The organism is Bradyrhizobium erythrophlei (assembly GCF_900129505.1).
Taxonomy (GTDB): Bacteria; Pseudomonadota; Alphaproteobacteria; order Rhizobiales; family Xanthobacteraceae; genus Bradyrhizobium; species Bradyrhizobium erythrophlei_D.
Genome location: NZ_LT670818.1, coordinates 8124604 through 8137962, shown reverse-complemented (window position 1 = coordinate 8137962; position 13359 = coordinate 8124604). Strand labels below are relative to the sequence as shown.

The 13359-nt window shown below is 59.2% G+C and carries 18 protein-coding genes and 2 pseudogenes; 8 read left to right on the top strand and 12 right to left on the bottom strand.

Annotation, left to right across the window (positions count from 1 at the left end; translation table 11 throughout):
* Positions 1–10: 10 nt before the first annotated feature.
* Complete coding sequence (locus B5525_RS45685) at positions 11–175, bottom strand: hypothetical protein (RefSeq protein ID WP_172900056.1); 165 nt, start codon at positions 173–175, stop codon at positions 11–13.
* Positions 172–402: a hypothetical protein gene (locus tag B5525_RS38380; protein WP_079571292.1), complete on the bottom strand. Its 231-nt coding sequence runs from the start codon at positions 400–402 to the stop codon at positions 172–174. The genes B5525_RS45685 and B5525_RS38380 overlap by 4 nt, the downstream gene beginning before the upstream one ends.
* 223 nt (positions 403–625) lie before the next feature.
* Between B5525_RS38380 and B5525_RS38375 the strand changes: the two genes are divergently transcribed.
* From B5525_RS38375 to B5525_RS45680, 3 genes are all read left to right on the top strand, one after another.
* Positions 626–982 (top strand): hypothetical protein, encoded by a 357-nt coding sequence (locus B5525_RS38375; protein WP_079571291.1) that lies wholly within the window; start codon positions 626–628, stop codon positions 980–982.
* 181 nt (positions 983–1163) lie between these two features.
* Positions 1164–1682 (top strand): hypothetical protein, encoded by a 519-nt coding sequence (locus B5525_RS38370; protein WP_154073704.1) that lies wholly within the window; start codon positions 1164–1166, stop codon positions 1680–1682.
* Between the two features lie 172 nt (positions 1683–1854).
* Positions 1855–2001, top strand: coding sequence for a hypothetical protein (locus tag B5525_RS45680; RefSeq protein ID WP_172899789.1), 147 nt, complete (start codon positions 1855–1857; stop codon positions 1999–2001).
* 102 nt (positions 2002–2103) lie between these two features.
* Here B5525_RS45680 and B5525_RS45035 read toward each other — a convergent pair.
* Both B5525_RS45035 and B5525_RS38365 read right to left on the bottom strand, forming a co-directional pair.
* Positions 2104–2202: pseudogene (locus B5525_RS45035) on the bottom strand (dienelactone hydrolase family protein); the annotation flags it as partial.
* Between the two features lie 24 nt (positions 2203–2226).
* Positions 2227–3201, bottom strand: coding sequence for a formylglycine-generating enzyme family protein (locus tag B5525_RS38365; RefSeq protein WP_244567724.1), 975 nt, complete (start codon positions 3199–3201; stop codon positions 2227–2229).
* 402 nt (positions 3202–3603) lie between these two features.
* Here B5525_RS38365 and B5525_RS38360 point away from each other — a divergent pair, with 402 nt between their 5' ends.
* A complete protein-coding gene (locus B5525_RS38360) occupies positions 3604–4257 on the top strand; it encodes a hypothetical protein (protein ID WP_079574349.1) in 654 nt (217 codons plus the stop codon).
* Between the two features lie 287 nt (positions 4258–4544).
* Here the strand turns inward: B5525_RS38360 and B5525_RS38355 are convergent, their stop codons facing one another.
* The 7 genes from B5525_RS38355 to B5525_RS38330 all read right to left on the bottom strand — a co-directional run bounded on the left by B5525_RS38355 (position 4545) and on the right by B5525_RS38330 (position 10751).
* Complete coding sequence (locus B5525_RS38355; RefSeq protein ID WP_079571289.1) at positions 4545–5036, bottom strand: hypothetical protein; 492 nt, start codon at positions 5034–5036, stop codon at positions 4545–4547.
* Positions 5037–5294: 258 nt separating this feature from the next.
* On the bottom strand, positions 5295–7109 hold the full coding sequence (locus B5525_RS38350) for a tannase/feruloyl esterase family alpha/beta hydrolase (RefSeq protein WP_079571287.1): 1815 nt from the start codon (positions 7107–7109) through the stop codon (positions 5295–5297).
* Complete coding sequence (locus B5525_RS45030) at positions 7030–7338, bottom strand: hypothetical protein (RefSeq protein ID WP_154073703.1); 309 nt, start codon at positions 7336–7338, stop codon at positions 7030–7032. Before B5525_RS45030 ends, B5525_RS38350 begins: the two co-directional genes overlap by 80 nt.
* A 249-nt stretch (positions 7339–7587) precedes the next feature.
* Positions 7588–8457 carry a helix-turn-helix domain-containing protein gene (locus B5525_RS38345; RefSeq protein WP_244568119.1) on the bottom strand — a complete coding sequence of 290 codons (870 nt, stop codon included), beginning with the start codon at positions 8455–8457 and terminating at the stop codon, positions 7588–7590.
* A gap of 252 nt (positions 8458–8709) precedes the next feature.
* Positions 8710–9330 (bottom strand): transglutaminase-like cysteine peptidase, encoded by a 621-nt coding sequence (locus B5525_RS38340; RefSeq protein WP_079571283.1) that lies wholly within the window; start codon positions 9328–9330, stop codon positions 8710–8712.
* A gap of 881 nt (positions 9331–10211) precedes the next feature.
* Positions 10212–10382, bottom strand: coding sequence for a hypothetical protein (locus tag B5525_RS45675; protein WP_172900055.1), 171 nt, complete (start codon positions 10380–10382; stop codon positions 10212–10214).
* A gap of 129 nt (positions 10383–10511) precedes the next feature.
* The gene (locus B5525_RS38330; RefSeq protein ID WP_079571280.1) at positions 10512–10751 is read right to left on the bottom strand and encodes a hypothetical protein; all 240 of its coding nucleotides are present in this window, start codon (positions 10749–10751) and stop codon (positions 10512–10514) included.
* Positions 10752–10913: 162 nt separating this feature from the next.
* On the opposite strand from B5525_RS38330, the gene B5525_RS45025 reads away from it, so the two are divergent.
* From B5525_RS45025 to B5525_RS48090, 4 genes and pseudogenes are all read left to right on the top strand, one after another.
* Complete coding sequence (locus tag B5525_RS45025; protein WP_154073702.1) at positions 10914–11075, top strand: hypothetical protein; 162 nt, start codon at positions 10914–10916, stop codon at positions 11073–11075.
* Positions 11076–11116: 41 nt separating this feature from the next.
* Positions 11117–11308 (top strand): hypothetical protein, encoded by a 192-nt coding sequence (locus B5525_RS45670; RefSeq protein ID WP_172900054.1) that lies wholly within the window; start codon positions 11117–11119, stop codon positions 11306–11308.
* Positions 11244–12428: pseudogene (locus B5525_RS47390) on the top strand (cobaltochelatase CobT-related protein). The gene B5525_RS45670 and the pseudogene B5525_RS47390 overlap by 65 nt, the downstream one beginning before the upstream one ends.
* A gap of 7 nt (positions 12429–12435) precedes the next feature.
* On the top strand, positions 12436–12681 hold the full coding sequence (locus B5525_RS48090; RefSeq protein WP_425305237.1) for a cobaltochelatase CobT-related protein: 246 nt from the start codon (positions 12436–12438) through the stop codon (positions 12679–12681).
* Positions 12682–12713: 32 nt separating this feature from the next.
* Here B5525_RS48090 and B5525_RS38315 read toward each other — a convergent pair whose 3' ends face one another.
* Positions 12714–13328, bottom strand: a complete 615-nt coding sequence (locus B5525_RS38315) for a PilZ domain-containing protein (protein ID WP_079571277.1) — start codon at positions 13326–13328, stop codon at positions 12714–12716.
* Positions 13329–13359: the final 31 nt, after the last annotated feature.

Genomic DNA, 13359 nt, shown 5'->3' with positions numbered 1-13359 from the left:
AGGCGGCCTTTCAGCTGCCCTCGGATTCGCCGGCCTCGGCCTGGCCCGCGACCCGTTCGTGGCCGGCGGCCCATAGTGCGTGTTCTTCGGTACCGTCCCGGTAGGGATTGGCTTCTGCCGGAATGTTCTTGCGCGCGGCGCGCTGGCCTTGCTCGAATGGATCTGGATCGCTCATGAATTGCTGTTCCTTCGTGGGCTCGATCCGGCCTTGTTTTTGGCCGGCGTCTTCGTGAGCGCCGCGCTCTTGCGCAGCGCGTCCTTCAGGTCGACCGGAATCCCGTGTTTCTTCAGGAGATCGGCGAACGCCTCGTCCGCCAATTCCTGAAGGGTGCCCATTCGGTCGCGCGCCAGCTGCTTCAGCTTGTCGAATGTATCATCGTCGAAGGCGATCAGCTTGCGCATGGGACGGCAGCTCCTGCAGCGGCCGGAGACCCGCCCAATCAACGCGGGCAACGGCAATGGTTCCAAATTACCATCGGTTGGCCTGCCGCACCAAGGCCGAAAGAAGGATCGCGCTCAACCGCGCTCGCGCGCGGGCAAGCCCCCCGGGATATTACGGGTCGTGCGCTTAAGTTCCCGGTAGCGCGGCGTGTGGTCTTGCCCGTCCGCTGAACAGAGTTCGCCAATGCCCTCTATCCCGCACATAGAATCGCGCCGACCCGCAAAGGCCGGCCTCGCCCGGAAATTATGCAGCGATCTCGTCTACACGCTCAGCAATCTTCGCATCGCGGAGAAGATTTCCGGCATTGTCGCGCTGCTGGTCGTGGTGATGGCCCTGATGATGGCGATGTCGATTCAGTCGGGCCGGCTGCAGACTGAATATCGGCGCACGCTTGCGGCTTCAGCGGCTACCGCGGTCAACCTGGGACGGATCAACGCGCTGATCTATGCGATCGTGATGGAATCGCGGGGCATCTATGCGATTGCCCAGGAAGAAAAGGCGATCGACCGCAAGCTCGAGAGCATCTGCAGGGGTTGCTAGCACCGGCGACGCTTCGATCCCATCACCTCGCGATCACCGCAACGCGAGCGGGTACGCCCGCCGACTTTAAACAAGAATTTAAAGCGCCTTCTGTTGCGGGTCTCTCACTTTCTCCGCAGCGCAGACTATCTCTCCCGGGACGCATGACGTCGCTGGGAGCGCTAATGCACGGAGTGAAGTTATGTTGCGCAAGACAATGATAGCCCTGATGACGGTGGCCGCGGTCGGCATGGTGATGCCGGGCGTCGCCATGGCTCGTGGCGGTGGTGGCGGCGGAGGCGGAGGTGGCGGCGGCCACGGCGGTGGAGGCTTCGGTGGCGGTGGCGGTGGCCACGGCGGCGGAGGCTTCGGTGGCGGCGGCTTCGGTGGCGGCCATGGTGGCGGCTTCGGCGGTGGCGGCTTCCATGGTGGAGGCTTTGGCGGCGGTGGTTTCCATGGAGGCGGCTTCGGCGGCTTTCACGGCGGAGGCCTCGCCAGCAATGGTTTCCATGGTGGCGGCTTCCACGGGCACGGTTTCCATCACGGGTTTCGTGGGCGAGGCTTCGGCTTCGGGCCGTACGCCTACGACGACTACGACTATGGCTATCCGTATTACGCGGACGACGATTCCTATTACGACAATGGCGGCTGCTACGTCGTGCAGCGCCGCGTGCATACCAAGGCCGGCTGGCGTTACCACCCTGTCCAGGTCTGCAGCTGATCGCCTCGTCCCCCGATCAGTGGCAATAATTCGATCGGGGCGCTTGGAGTTGAGGACCGCGAAGGACGTTTAGAAGCGGGCGGCCTCGGTTGTGGTGCCGAGGCCGCGTTGCCGATGTCGCCGGTTGGTACGGCGCTTGCATCATTTTGGCAGTAGTTTGGGAATGCTCGGCATGATCACAACCCCCGATCTAACGTTGCTGTTTTTGGGCGTCGTCGTCGGCCTGGGCACTGCCTTCGTGTGGATGCTCTGGGAGATGGAACAAATGTCCAAGCAGCAGGTGTCCAAGCCGCGCCGCAACGGCAATCGGTTCAGCTAGGTGAAGTGGTGTCTTTGTTCCGTGAGGAGCGCGGCAAGCGTCGCGCGCCTCACGCAATGTTTGAGCGGTTCAGCTCAACACTGGAGGCTTCCTGGCGGTTGCAGCGTGGAAACCGTGTGGCGCGCCCGGATAGAGTTTGAACTCGGCGGCCTTGTGCGCCGCCAGCGCGGCTTTGAGCACCTCCACTTGCGCCGCGGCGACCGCAAAACACCGACCGGACCCAGTTTAGCGGTCCAGCGCCCTTGCGACGCGAACGCTCATGTAGGCAAGGCGATTAGACGAGCCGAACCAGATTCGCGCCGAAGATCTCGCAGCCTGAGGCTTTCGGCTAAAGGCGCCTCCGCGAAGGACATGCCGCTCGCAATTGCCGCTCGTCCAGGCTGAACCATCAGAAGGCGCTCCATCGTAACTTTCGTTCCAGCAGTCCTCGACCCAGTCGTATACGTTTCCGTGAACCTGATAGAGCCCCCAGGGGTTTGGAGAAAATGATTCAACAGGCAGGGTTTGCGTTTTCGCGTTGAATTTCTCCAGGTCTCCAATGGCTGTATCGGACAGTTTCCGATTGGCGGGGTCGCAGTTTGCCCGCGCAGGCTCGAACAAGTCGCCCCACCAATACGCTGTCGTGGTCCCGGCGCGCGCGATATACTCGCGTTCCGCTTCGCTGAGAAGACGATAGGTTTTCCCTGTAGTGCGGGAAAGCCAGCTAACGTAGTCCCTCGCTTCCTCCCATAAGATGCTTATCACGGGCCGTCTTCCGCGCCCCCAGTCTTCGTCGCCGGGTTGGTAGCCGCAGCCTTTTGCCGCTACACAGGCATCCCATTCACTGAATGTCACGGGAAAGCGACTCACGCTGAAGGGCTGCGCGAAACTTACCCTGTGCTGTGGCCTCTCGTCGGGGGTACTTCCGGCTTCTCCGTCACTCGCCCCCATAAAGAACTGGCCGGCAGGGATCACGACCATCTCTGGACAAAGTTCACATTCCTTGAAGTGGTCCATTGGCCTTAGCGTCGTCTCCTCGTTGCGCGATAATGGTCGCGCAAAGCGCAATTCCAGCAATTTGGCAGCGAGGGAGGCCGACGGCGATTTTGAAGACCGCTCGTCAGCAATTCTCTGCGCGTTTTGCGCCAGAGTGAGCTGATTGAACGCGGGAATAGTCGCCGCCACAATGGCGAACGCTATCAAACTACTTGCCCTGCTCATGCAGACCTCTAGGGCCGCCTCGCATTAGCGTCGTGGATGTGATTCAGGCGGACTTGTTGGCCGTGGTCCGACCGGACATTATTCACAATGGAATCTTGGCAATTCAGTCTGTAACGAATTTCTGTCGGCAAAATCAGGTATGGAAACTTTATCACGAGACTATTCAATCGCCAAACATCCCGACATGCCAAGTTTCCAATCTCAGTTTCGACGCCAATATATCACGTGCTGAAAAAGAGCTGATATGCGATCCTACTGTATGCGGATGTGGTATCGTAAGACCGTCAGGAAAAGGCGTTTTGCGAATGCAAGGTATGGTCCGCTTGACCTGGCGGGGGCCGACATGTTTGTCGACCAGACCGCTTATTGATGCGCCAGTCAGTTAAGCCTGTGGAGGTTGGAATGGCTAAGGCGAGGGGTTTACGACCAATCGTGTCTGCCGTGTTTTTCAGCATCGGCGTGACGGCGCTCGCGCAGGCTCAGCAAAATGCCATGAGTTTTTTCATTACCAGCGTGGGGCTCGGGAAGGGAGGCGACCTGGGCGGACTTGATGGTGCCGACCGCCATTGTCAAAGCCTCGCCCAAGCCGCCGGCGCGGGGGGAAAGACATGGCACGCCTATCTCTCGACTCAGGGTGGGGGCGGGGCCAATGCCAAAGATCGGATCGGCAACGGGCCCTGGTTCAACGCCAAGGGAATCCAGATTGCATCAAATGTTGCCGATCTGCACAGCAACAACAAAATCAACAAGGAAACAGCGCTCGACGAGCGCGGCATGGTTGTAAAGGGACGTATCGATACGCCCAATCAACATGACATGCTGACTGGTACGCAGCAGGACGGAACCGCCGTACAGGGGCCGGGCGATGCGACTTGCAGCAACTGGACCAGTAGCGCAGACGGTCAGGGCAGCGCGGTCGTTGGTCACCACGACCTGATCGGCAATACCAACGGTCCAAATTTCTGGAACTATTCACATAAAACGCCGGGCTGTTCTCAAACGAACTTGCAGCGGGTTGGCGGCGCGGGCCTGTTCTATTGCTTCGCAGCGAATTGAGTAAATCCGAAGACCCGAGCGCGCCGACAGCAGCCGGGGATTCGTCACGTGCCACAGCGCATCCCGCGCTTGACGGGGGGACAAAAGAACAAGGCCGTCGGCGCAGTATAACGCTAACGGCCTTGCCAGCCCCGGATATTGAAATTGGCTTGCGCCATCCGGTGAAGTGCAGAATGCCCCGGAATTGCACGGGCATATGTGATCCAGTTCACAATCGGCGTAAAAAAGTTCCGGAAGGTGTCCTCGGGGCGAATTCGCCGCTGGCGGCCGGCAAAAAGGGCCAAGTGTCAGCCCGGTGTGCGGGCGTGGCCGCGATGGGCGCTTCTGGCAGCCTGCGACCTGGCTCGGACCGACCTGTTGCGGGGCGAGGGCGCCGCGTTTGCGTCCGGACCTTGGGCGCTGGCAAAGGACTGCTTCAGGCCGACGATCGCTTCGGTCAGCCCGGAAACCTGCTCGGACAGCCGCTTGGTATCGGCCTGCTGGGCGGCGAGAAGACGTTTGACGGTCTGCAACTGGTCCTGGACCACCTGCAGCTGGTCGATCGATTCCTGCTGGGTCACTTCAAGACCCTTGGTCTTCTCGACCAACTGCTCGGAAGCCTGCGCGGTCCGGACCTGCAACTGGTGGGCGGCGGCGACGCGGTCCGGCTCAGGGGACGAGCCGGAGTAAGCTCGCCAAAGCGTGATGCCGCCGACGCCGAGCAGGATGACGATCAGGGCGCCTGCGGCGAGTCTGATCGGCTGGCCGCTGCTGGCAGGCCGCGATGTGATTTCGATCATGGGACGTCAAGGCCACCGGGAATCGAAGGTTAACGAAATTACCACAACCTTCGGTGTGGGGCCCAGCCCAAAACGGCGCATGCTGCACCGCAACAAAGTCTCGGCTAACCGTTTGGAGAGAAATGTTGGAGTTCTCGCTCCTGGAGGGTCCTTTCACTCTCATTCGCGTTCAAGACAACGAGAGACTGCGGGCAATGTGAATCCAGAAAAACGTGCGCGTTACCGCGCACGCTCCCCTTGCCCCTCCACGACGACTATTTAGTCGTCGTGGTGCGATCGTCCATCATCATGATCGTGATGATCGTGATCGTCGTCGCGCGCCATGCGGCCGCCCTTGCAGAAGCCCGGGTCGACTCCGTTTGCTGCATAGTCGAGCGGCCCGTCTACCTCGTCCTTGTATTTCACAACGACGTTGGGGCACACGGCTTCGCGCGTTTCCAGATTGCCGCCGCAGGTCCAGTTGGCGGCAGCGTGAATGTCGCCGGTGCCCTTGTACTGCGCCGTTTGCGGATAGGGACACAGTGGGCGCGTCATAGCCGGTGCTGAGCTGGTACCCAAGACCTGGCCGGGCGCGATGCCCTTCTCGACCCAATTGACGAGGGCAGCGAAGTCAGCGCCGCCTTGCGGCCAGGGCCCGGTCGTGCCGAGGCTGAAGACCGGTGCGCCGCAGTGGCCGACGCCCGGCGCACGGAACAGGCGATAAAAGCTCTGCACGCCCTCGAAGCCGGTTCGATCGTCATGCTTCTGGTAGCGTTCCGCCATTTGACGGTAGTAATTAAGTACTCCGCGCGGGTAGATGAACTGATCGTTCCCGCCAACGAACGTGATCATCTTTCCGCCACGTGCCCTGAATCCGTCGAGCGGACCAAACGTGTCAGTCACGTCGGCGATATTGCGGGAGCCGGCTTGCGCCACTTCGGGGTATGACATTCCTGGCCCCTCAAGGGTGACCGTGTTCCACTTGGTTGACGGCGGCGAATAGCTGGGATCGGTCAGGTCCCAGGCAAACTGCGTGACGCCGAGGCTGAACGGCGTGGGTCCATCGAGGATGGAGAAGTCGCTGCCGCGATCCAGCCCGAACCAGATACGGTCGCCGTACTTGTTGTGCGGTCCGTGCCAAATCTTGTTGACGGCCTCAGCTTCGTCCGCGCTCAGGCAATTCGGTGCTGCTGGTGCGCCTGGTTGTCCGCATACGTTGGCCTTGGCGTTGAAGTGGCAGGTGCGGGCATCATCGATGATACCGTCAACCACCCCATCGTTCGCATCGCAGGCCGCTACGGCTGCCTTTTGCACCGCTACGAGCTTGGCTGGAGAGATCGGGCCCTGCGGTACCTCGCCCGCCTTGTCGAACATGGCGAGCTCGCCCCACATCTGCGCCGTCTGGAATCGCGTCCAGTACATCGCCGGCGCACTCGCGAGAACGCCGTCAAGTTGGTCGCCGAGTTCCTGCGCCAGCAGGTAGCCCTGACGACCGCCTGTCGAGCACCCGTTCCAGTAATTATAGCTGGGGGTTCTGCCGTAATAGCTCGTCGCTATTCGTTTCGACCACAAGATCTCCTGCTTGAGTCCGACGCGGAAGAAGTCCTGGATGAACTCGAGATTATAGGTGTGGTCCGCGTTCACCCCCGGGTTGCAGTCGCCCCCGGTGTGGCCGCCATCCGTGCCTGACCCAACGTAACCGGCGTTCACGGCGGCATCGACGCTGAGATTTCCCGAGCAGCCGCCGCCGCCCAGGCCTTCGGTGCGACCGTTCCACGCGCCTTGAATTCCGCCGGATCCACCGTCGGCGGCGCTCAGAGGCAAGCCCACGGCAATCGTGATGTTCTGGTTCGCGTTGGTGCCGTAGACCAAGGTGACGTTGCAGTAGTGGATGCTGGCGGGCGCAGCAGTCGTCTTGATGGTGCTGGTCACCGACTTGATCGCCGGATTATTTGCCAGTTCATATAACGGATTGGTTGCGAGGCCCGTGCATGCTGGTGGTGCAGCTGCGGCGCTATCTGTTAATGCGACGACCGCGGCGGCGAGTGAGATGATTAACACGCAAAAATGAGAAATAACTCCCGAATACTTCATAAGCCCCTCCCTGTTTGTTGTTAGCGAGTTCAACACGTACGAAAAGAAATTGCCGTGGGCCGGCGCATCGCGGCCAAGCCAGCGAGGTGTCGCCGCCCTGCTTCATGCAAAGCGTGATGATATCGATCGGTCTGCCGATCGGCGCCTCGCCGCTGGTCGTCGGCAGGATCAAAATGATTTTGAATGTGTTCGCGGCGCGCGGCAAGCCGGCAAGCAGCGCTGCGCCCACGCGTGGGCGCGCGATGTAAAATCGACAAGTCGTTTCCTCCCCGGTGCTGGACCACTTGATGTGGTTCTAAGCTTTCCGAAAGCGCTGCCGTTACCTTCAGGGCAGTGTAGGGAACAACCCACCGGAGTGGATGGAGGATTCAAGCTTTCTGTTGGACGATTAATACATCGAGAAATCGACCATGAAGGAAAGGTTGTCTACACCTTCACTAGCAATCTGCAAGGACCGGACAAGAACCGCGGCGAGACCTCACACATCCTTGCCATGGATCTGCGCGCGAAACGCGCGCGGCGACAGTCCGGTCGCGGCCGCATAGATACGGCTGAAATACGCCGGGTCGTCAAAGCCAAGCGTATAGGCGATCTTGGCGATCGACATATTGGTGTAGACGAGATTTCGCCGCGCCTCGCGGATCATCCGATTGAGGATGAGATGGGAGGCTGTGTCCCCGGTCGCCACGCGTGTCACCCGGTTGAGATGTATCGGCGTCACCGACAAGGCGGCGGCGTAGTCCGATACGGCCCATCGCTCAAGGTGATGCTGCTCCAGCAGCCCCTCAAAGCGGCGGAACAGATTGGAATCCGTCGTGCCACTTTTCTGGCGCCGGTTGACGAGCTGTCGCGCCGCGAGCCCGATCTGGGCGGCTGACAGGGCGCGCAGGACGTGGGCGCGGGCGAACTCCCGGCCGGCATATTCGGCGAATATCTGCTTCATGACGGCGCGAATCTGCTGCGTTCCACGAACTACCGCCGATTGCGAAATTACGCCGCGGAGGCCTTCCGATGGCAGCAGGGTTTCGTCGAGGATCTCTGCGGCAATCGTGAGAACCCAGCCCTGCGTTCCCGGCTCGAACGAATACCCGTGGACCTGACCGACGGGTACGTTGACCACGCACATCGGCCTGAGCTCGTGAACGCGTCCTTCGAGCGTCGCCTCTCCGCCGCCGCTTTCGATCATCAACACCTGATGCAGCCGTGCGTGTCTGTGGATCGCGAACTTCCAGTCGTGCAGCACCGAGCGCGTCGCAATGGTCTCGCAATGCACAACGTCCGGCAGGTCGCCGAATTCTCCGAAGAGATTGAAAACCTGGATTGCCGACTTCTGTTGCGACGCGGGCATGCCGGAATTGTACGAGAAAAAACTCAATCTCTCCATCTGTCTCTACAGCAAAATCGCCAGTCGTGCGAAAGCGGGGGATGTAAAGATGAAAGTTCCCGTTACCGAAATCCGTGGGTCGTCGGTGCCCGGCGCTAAGGCCCGTCAAAAAAGTTGCGGCCAGCTCTTGGGGGAGAGCTGGCCGCGCGCGATCCGGTCTGGGACGGGGAGGGGTGGGGATGTGACCGGGTCGCGTGTCTCCGTTGTCTCTTTTTGCTAGTGGGCGCTGGCAGTGGCGACCGCGGGGCGGTTGTCGCCGAGCGAGACCCATTCATTCGGATCGCTCTGCGACTGGCGCTTGACGAAGCGGTACCCGGTTTCGGTCCAGGCCACGACGGTCTCGTTCTGGTTGTCGAGGATGAACTCGCCCTTGTCGGTCTTCACAGTCAGCACGGCGTGGCCTTCGCCCTTCTTGTCGCGCACCACCGTGATCAGCAGCGCCTCGCGCGGCCAGCCGGCGTCGATCAGCATCTTGCGTTTCAACAGCACGTAGTCCTCGCAGTCGCCGTAGCCATCCGTCGGCAACGACCATTTCTCGATCACGCCCCAATGATCCATGTCGGTCATCGGTTTGACGCTCTCGTTGACCCATTTGTTGACCCGCACGAGGTCCCGCCATGCCGTCTGCGACATCACGATGTCGCGCGGCTGTGTCGGGCCGCCGCGACACTCGCCGGGAGTCTCGGCGCAAAATTCGACCCAGCCGATCGGCGCCCGCGTGACGTCGCCAAGGCTGGCATAGAGAAGGCGTTCATCGCCGGCATGCGCCGTCGCGCTCAATCCGATCAGGACGGCGGCGACCGCCAATCCCTTTCCCTGTTCCCTGAACCCAAACATTGTGGCCCCCGTTTCTTGTTGGGACCATGTTTCGCACAAAGGTTCTTCGCTGCCGCTAAGTAAGACAAGTAGATTTGAAACGAATACAGGTAAAAGGAACGATGATTTCGATCTATACTTGAATAAAATACGACTATAATTTTAGACAACTGCAATTGACTCAAATTTTACGCATTAACGCGGCAAAGCCTGCCGGCACGGAACTTGAGGCGCTAAAGGCGCGGCGCGTTAACCGCGCCTGGCCGGCGCCAGAAGGCGAAAAGGCGGCCTCCACCACGTGGAGACCGCCTTCGAACCCGGGAAATGCAGGGATTGGAGGGAGCCCGCGCTTTACCGCGCATTAGCTATACCGGAAACCCAGCAAAATCGGGCACTTCTGACTGAGCGAGGGTTGGCATTTCCCTTTGGGGGCACCTCCGGGGGCACCTAGGAAGGGGGCGGGAGGCTGGGGCATGTCTCCGGGAGGCCGTTAGGGAGGCCTGTTCCGAGAGGGTACTCCGGGAAGGCCCGCTCCGGGGAACGCACCGGCAGCACCGTTCCGCAATGTCGGAGCACCTTCCTTAAGCCGTCCGATATCGACGGATCGGGCCCGCCGCTACGGCCTTTCGCCGTCTCGCGGCCTTCGGAGGATCGGCTGGAAGCGACTAGCAGGGTCAAGGCACGGTCCAGCCTTGGGCTGTAGGGGGGCTTGTAAGGAAGGACCGCGCCCGGGCCACGAACTAAAGGGGGCTGTCGTGGCCCAATCAGGATAATGGGGATTTTTCGAAGCGGTTCCGGCTGCGACGAGATGGCCGCACAAAGCGGCGATATAAGGACGCACTTAGAAAAGCGTGAATGAATTCCTTGGGGCTAGAACACCCGGATTTAGGATGCGTCGATGCTCATGCAGCATTGAGGCCGACGCCTTGCGGCGATTCCTCCAACTCGGCTTCCAAGTCTAGGACGATGTCGTGGAGCAAACGTGCCGCGAGCGGATCAGTGGTCTCCTGCTCCATCGCTCGATAGCGAGCCACCTGATTTCTGCGCTCCTTCCAACTTTCGCTGTCAGTCATGGTGATGTCCCCCCATCCTCTGACCCCCAGCGCGGCGACATTAAAACAAATCATCCGGGGCGTCGGTCTAGTAACGGACATAGCCCGTCGGTCTAGGGAAAGGATGGAGTAGGTCAGTCCGGAGATTGCTCAATCATACCAATCCTTCCGATCACGAGGCAGCGTTCTGGCCTCTTCAATAAGCTTTCCGCGCGCGTAGCCCGTCGAGGCCGCCGCCTTCAGTATTTCCAGATCGGTTTCGAGAAAAAGGTTCGCGACGACCGGCGCCTTGACCGCCTCGCGGGCATCCCCGCCGCAGGCCGCAATTGCTTGATCGGCGGCGGCCTCTAGCTGGTCGGCGTCCGATTGCTGGTTGGGAGCTGATGACATTCTGGCAAACTCATCGGCAGATTGGGATGTTGGGGAGAATGTTCACTTTCTGTTCCCATGTCAATTCGACGATGCTAGGCGTGGCGCGATTGTGGTTGATGCAACTTGCGCTACGCCTCATTAAGCAACACTGCTTAATCGCGCAATTGATGGGGGCCGACTATGGCTTTGACGAACACACAAAAAAAGTTACGCACCGAGGTCGAGCAAATCGCCATAGCCGTGCGAATGGATTTTTGGAACATCGAGCACTATGAGCAGCCGCGATTTGATCGCACCGCACTTTTGAAAATCATGAAAAATGCGCATGAACGAAACGATTGACCGCAAAATCGGATTGGCGTTGTCCGGAGGGGGATCCGCACATGGCTGAAAGGCAACTGATTGCATTTTTAAGTTATGTCCGGTCGGACGATGATCACGATGGAGGTCGAATAACCGCTTTTCGCAAAAGACTTGAAGGCGAAGTGCGGATGCAAACGGGGCAAGCATTTGAGATTTTTCAGGATCGCAACGACATTTCTTGGGGGGCAACACTGGGAAGACCAAATAAATAATTCGCTATCAGAAGTCGCATTTCTCATACCGATCATCAGTCCGAGCTTTTTTCGAAGCCGAGCTTGTCGCTCAGAATTCCAAACCTTTTCGCTGAAGGAAAAGAGACTTGGAGTAAATCGCCTTATTCTTCCATTGTATTATGTTGAGTGCGATCAATTTGGCGATGGATACGACCCAGGCTCCGACGAGATTGTTGACATTCTCCGAATGAGAAATTGGACCGATTGGCGCGTCTTTCGGTTCAAACCTTTCGAAGACGAGCAAGTCGCCAAAGAGCTTGCCAAAATGGCGACCATGGTGAAATCGTCAATTAAGGAGCTTGATGCCATCGCGGTAGCCGCATCGAGTCCCGAAAAGGAAAACTCTGGGCCAGCATCTGCGCGTCCGATAACGCCGAAGCAAGAACTCCCTGCGATCGGCGCAAGCGAGCAAAGTCGCAAAAGCGATCTGCCCCAAGATCCCATTTATGAAATTGCCGAAGCAAGACCCCCGGGTGAGGCAAGCGGCAAGATAATCACAATAGCTAGGCCGTACTACGCTTACACCAAGGCCTTCGATGAGGTTATAGACGCCGCGAAGTTAGCCGGCGACTCAGAATTGTTGCGTCTATATAATTATGTCTCATCTCTCTCCGCCGATTTGAAAAACCTTCATGGTGCTAGGTTGGCATCGAAGCTTGGTTTGTACGAGAGAGTATCTGCTGAACATCCTCTCGCAGTATCAATTCTAATCGACAATTCCGGCAGCATGAGAGGCACCCCAATTATCCAAACCGCCGCGTGGTGCCTCTTAATCATGGAGGGGATGGACCGATTAGGCATTCCCACAGAGATATTGGGGTTTACTACTCGCGCCTGGAAGGGCGGCCAATCCAGAGAGGCCTAGTTTGCTGACGGAAAGCCGTCCCGCCCGGGCCGACTAAATGACTTACGGCATCTCGTTTACAAATCGTTTTCGACAACGTCCGAAGTGGCCGCTCCGAATTTGATGGCGTTGGACGGACTTCCCAAGGAAAATATCGACGGCGAAGCGCTCCTGTGGGCTTCGTCCCGCCTTCAGGATCAACCAGCAAAAGAGAAAGATCCTGTTTGTATTCAGCGACGGAGCGCCTGTCGATGATTCCACTTTGTCCGTTAATCCGGGGGCGTACCTTGAAAATCACCCCGAGGCGGTGATCACCGAGTTGTCAAAAAGGATCTCACTTCATGCCATTGGCATAGGGCACGATGTTTCGAGGTATTACCCAAATTCCATTACGCTGACGGACCGTACTTTGCTCGGGCTAGGGTTTTTTGACGCTCTAATTGATGACCCCACCTTTCAAGAATTCTGGAAGAGAAAATTCGTAGAGGGGCAAAGTTGGGCGTCCTAGGCCGGCGCTGCGTCTCCGTCGCTCACGGCGCTTTACCGCGCGGTAACGCTGTCTTCGAGCGTCTCAGCAATCTGCTGGTGGACAAATTCGAGCGCGAAGCCTTCCTCGAGGTTTCGCACGACCCGGGACTGGATCTTGCCGAGCATGACCATGGATTTCAGCGGCGGGCGGTTTTCCGCGGCGATGGCGGCGCCCGACAGCGACATGTCGATGATCCGGCAGGTCATCTTCGTGCCGTCCTCGAGCGTGAGCAGCGCAATCGGGTTGCGCGGAATGATACGGTCGTGGCGGCGGTCTTCCGGCAGATTGAGGATGTCGCGGTTGGCGAGCCAGGTCAGCTGCGCTGCGAGCTTGTCACGCTTGCGCGCGGTGGCACCGATGCTCATCGCAAAACCGTTGTCGATGATCCGGGTGATCTTGCCTTCGACCCGGCCGATATGGTCGAGATAGGCGATCACGCGGTCGCCGACATTGCCGATGCCGGGCGCCAGCAGCGCCAACCCCCCGGGCGACATATTGATGATCTGGCAGGGAAACTCGCGTCGGTCGGGGAGCATATAACGGCCGAGCAGGTGAACCTTCACCCGCTGGAATCGCCGGCGCTCTTCGGTGGCCGGAAGGATCGATTTTTTGTTAGCAAACGCCATCTAGCTACCCGACAACCGGCTGCTCGGTGTC

Excerpts from the sequence above, each read along its gene's own strand:
- B5525_RS38330 (WP_079571280.1), bottom strand. The coding sequence starts at position 10,751 with ATGTCATCAGCTCCCAACCAGCAATCGGACGCCGACCAGCTAGAGGCC.
- B5525_RS45670 (WP_172900054.1), top strand. The coding sequence starts at position 11,117 with ATGGCTGAAAGGCAACTGATTGCATTTTTAAGTTATGTCCGGTCGGAC.
- B5525_RS38315 (WP_079571277.1), bottom strand. The coding sequence starts at position 13,328 with ATGGCGTTTGCTAACAAAAAATCGATCCTTCCGGCCACCGAAGAGCGC.
- B5525_RS38340 (WP_079571283.1), bottom strand. The coding sequence starts at position 9,330 with ATGTTTGGGTTCAGGGAACAGGGAAAGGGATTGGCGGTCGCCGCCGTC.
- B5525_RS38365 (WP_244567724.1), bottom strand. The coding sequence starts at position 3,201 with ATGAGCAGGGCAAGTAGTTTGATAGCGTTCGCCATTGTGGCGGCGACT.
- B5525_RS45025 (WP_154073702.1), top strand. The coding sequence starts at position 10,914 with ATGGCTTTGACGAACACACAAAAAAAGTTACGCACCGAGGTCGAGCAA.
- B5525_RS38375 (WP_079571291.1), top strand. The coding sequence starts at position 626 with ATGCCCTCTATCCCGCACATAGAATCGCGCCGACCCGCAAAGGCCGGC.
- B5525_RS45685 (WP_172900056.1), bottom strand. The coding sequence starts at position 175 with ATGAGCGATCCAGATCCATTCGAGCAAGGCCAGCGCGCCGCGCGCAAG.
- B5525_RS38345 (WP_244568119.1), bottom strand. The coding sequence starts at position 8,457 with ATGCCCGCGTCGCAACAGAAGTCGGCAATCCAGGTTTTCAATCTCTTC.
- B5525_RS38360 (WP_079574349.1), top strand. The coding sequence starts at position 3,604 with ATGGCTAAGGCGAGGGGTTTACGACCAATCGTGTCTGCCGTGTTTTTC.
- B5525_RS38380 (WP_079571292.1), bottom strand. The coding sequence starts at position 402 with ATGCGCAAGCTGATCGCCTTCGACGATGATACATTCGACAAGCTGAAG.
- B5525_RS38355 (WP_079571289.1), bottom strand. The coding sequence starts at position 5,036 with ATGATCGAAATCACATCGCGGCCTGCCAGCAGCGGCCAGCCGATCAGA.
- B5525_RS45675 (WP_172900055.1), bottom strand. The coding sequence starts at position 10,382 with ATGACTGACAGCGAAAGTTGGAAGGAGCGCAGAAATCAGGTGGCTCGC.
- B5525_RS38350 (WP_079571287.1), bottom strand. The coding sequence starts at position 7,109 with ATGAAGTATTCGGGAGTTATTTCTCATTTTTGCGTGTTAATCATCTCA.
- B5525_RS38370 (WP_154073704.1), top strand. The coding sequence starts at position 1,164 with ATGTTGCGCAAGACAATGATAGCCCTGATGACGGTGGCCGCGGTCGGC.
- B5525_RS45680 (WP_172899789.1), top strand. The coding sequence starts at position 1,855 with ATGATCACAACCCCCGATCTAACGTTGCTGTTTTTGGGCGTCGTCGTC.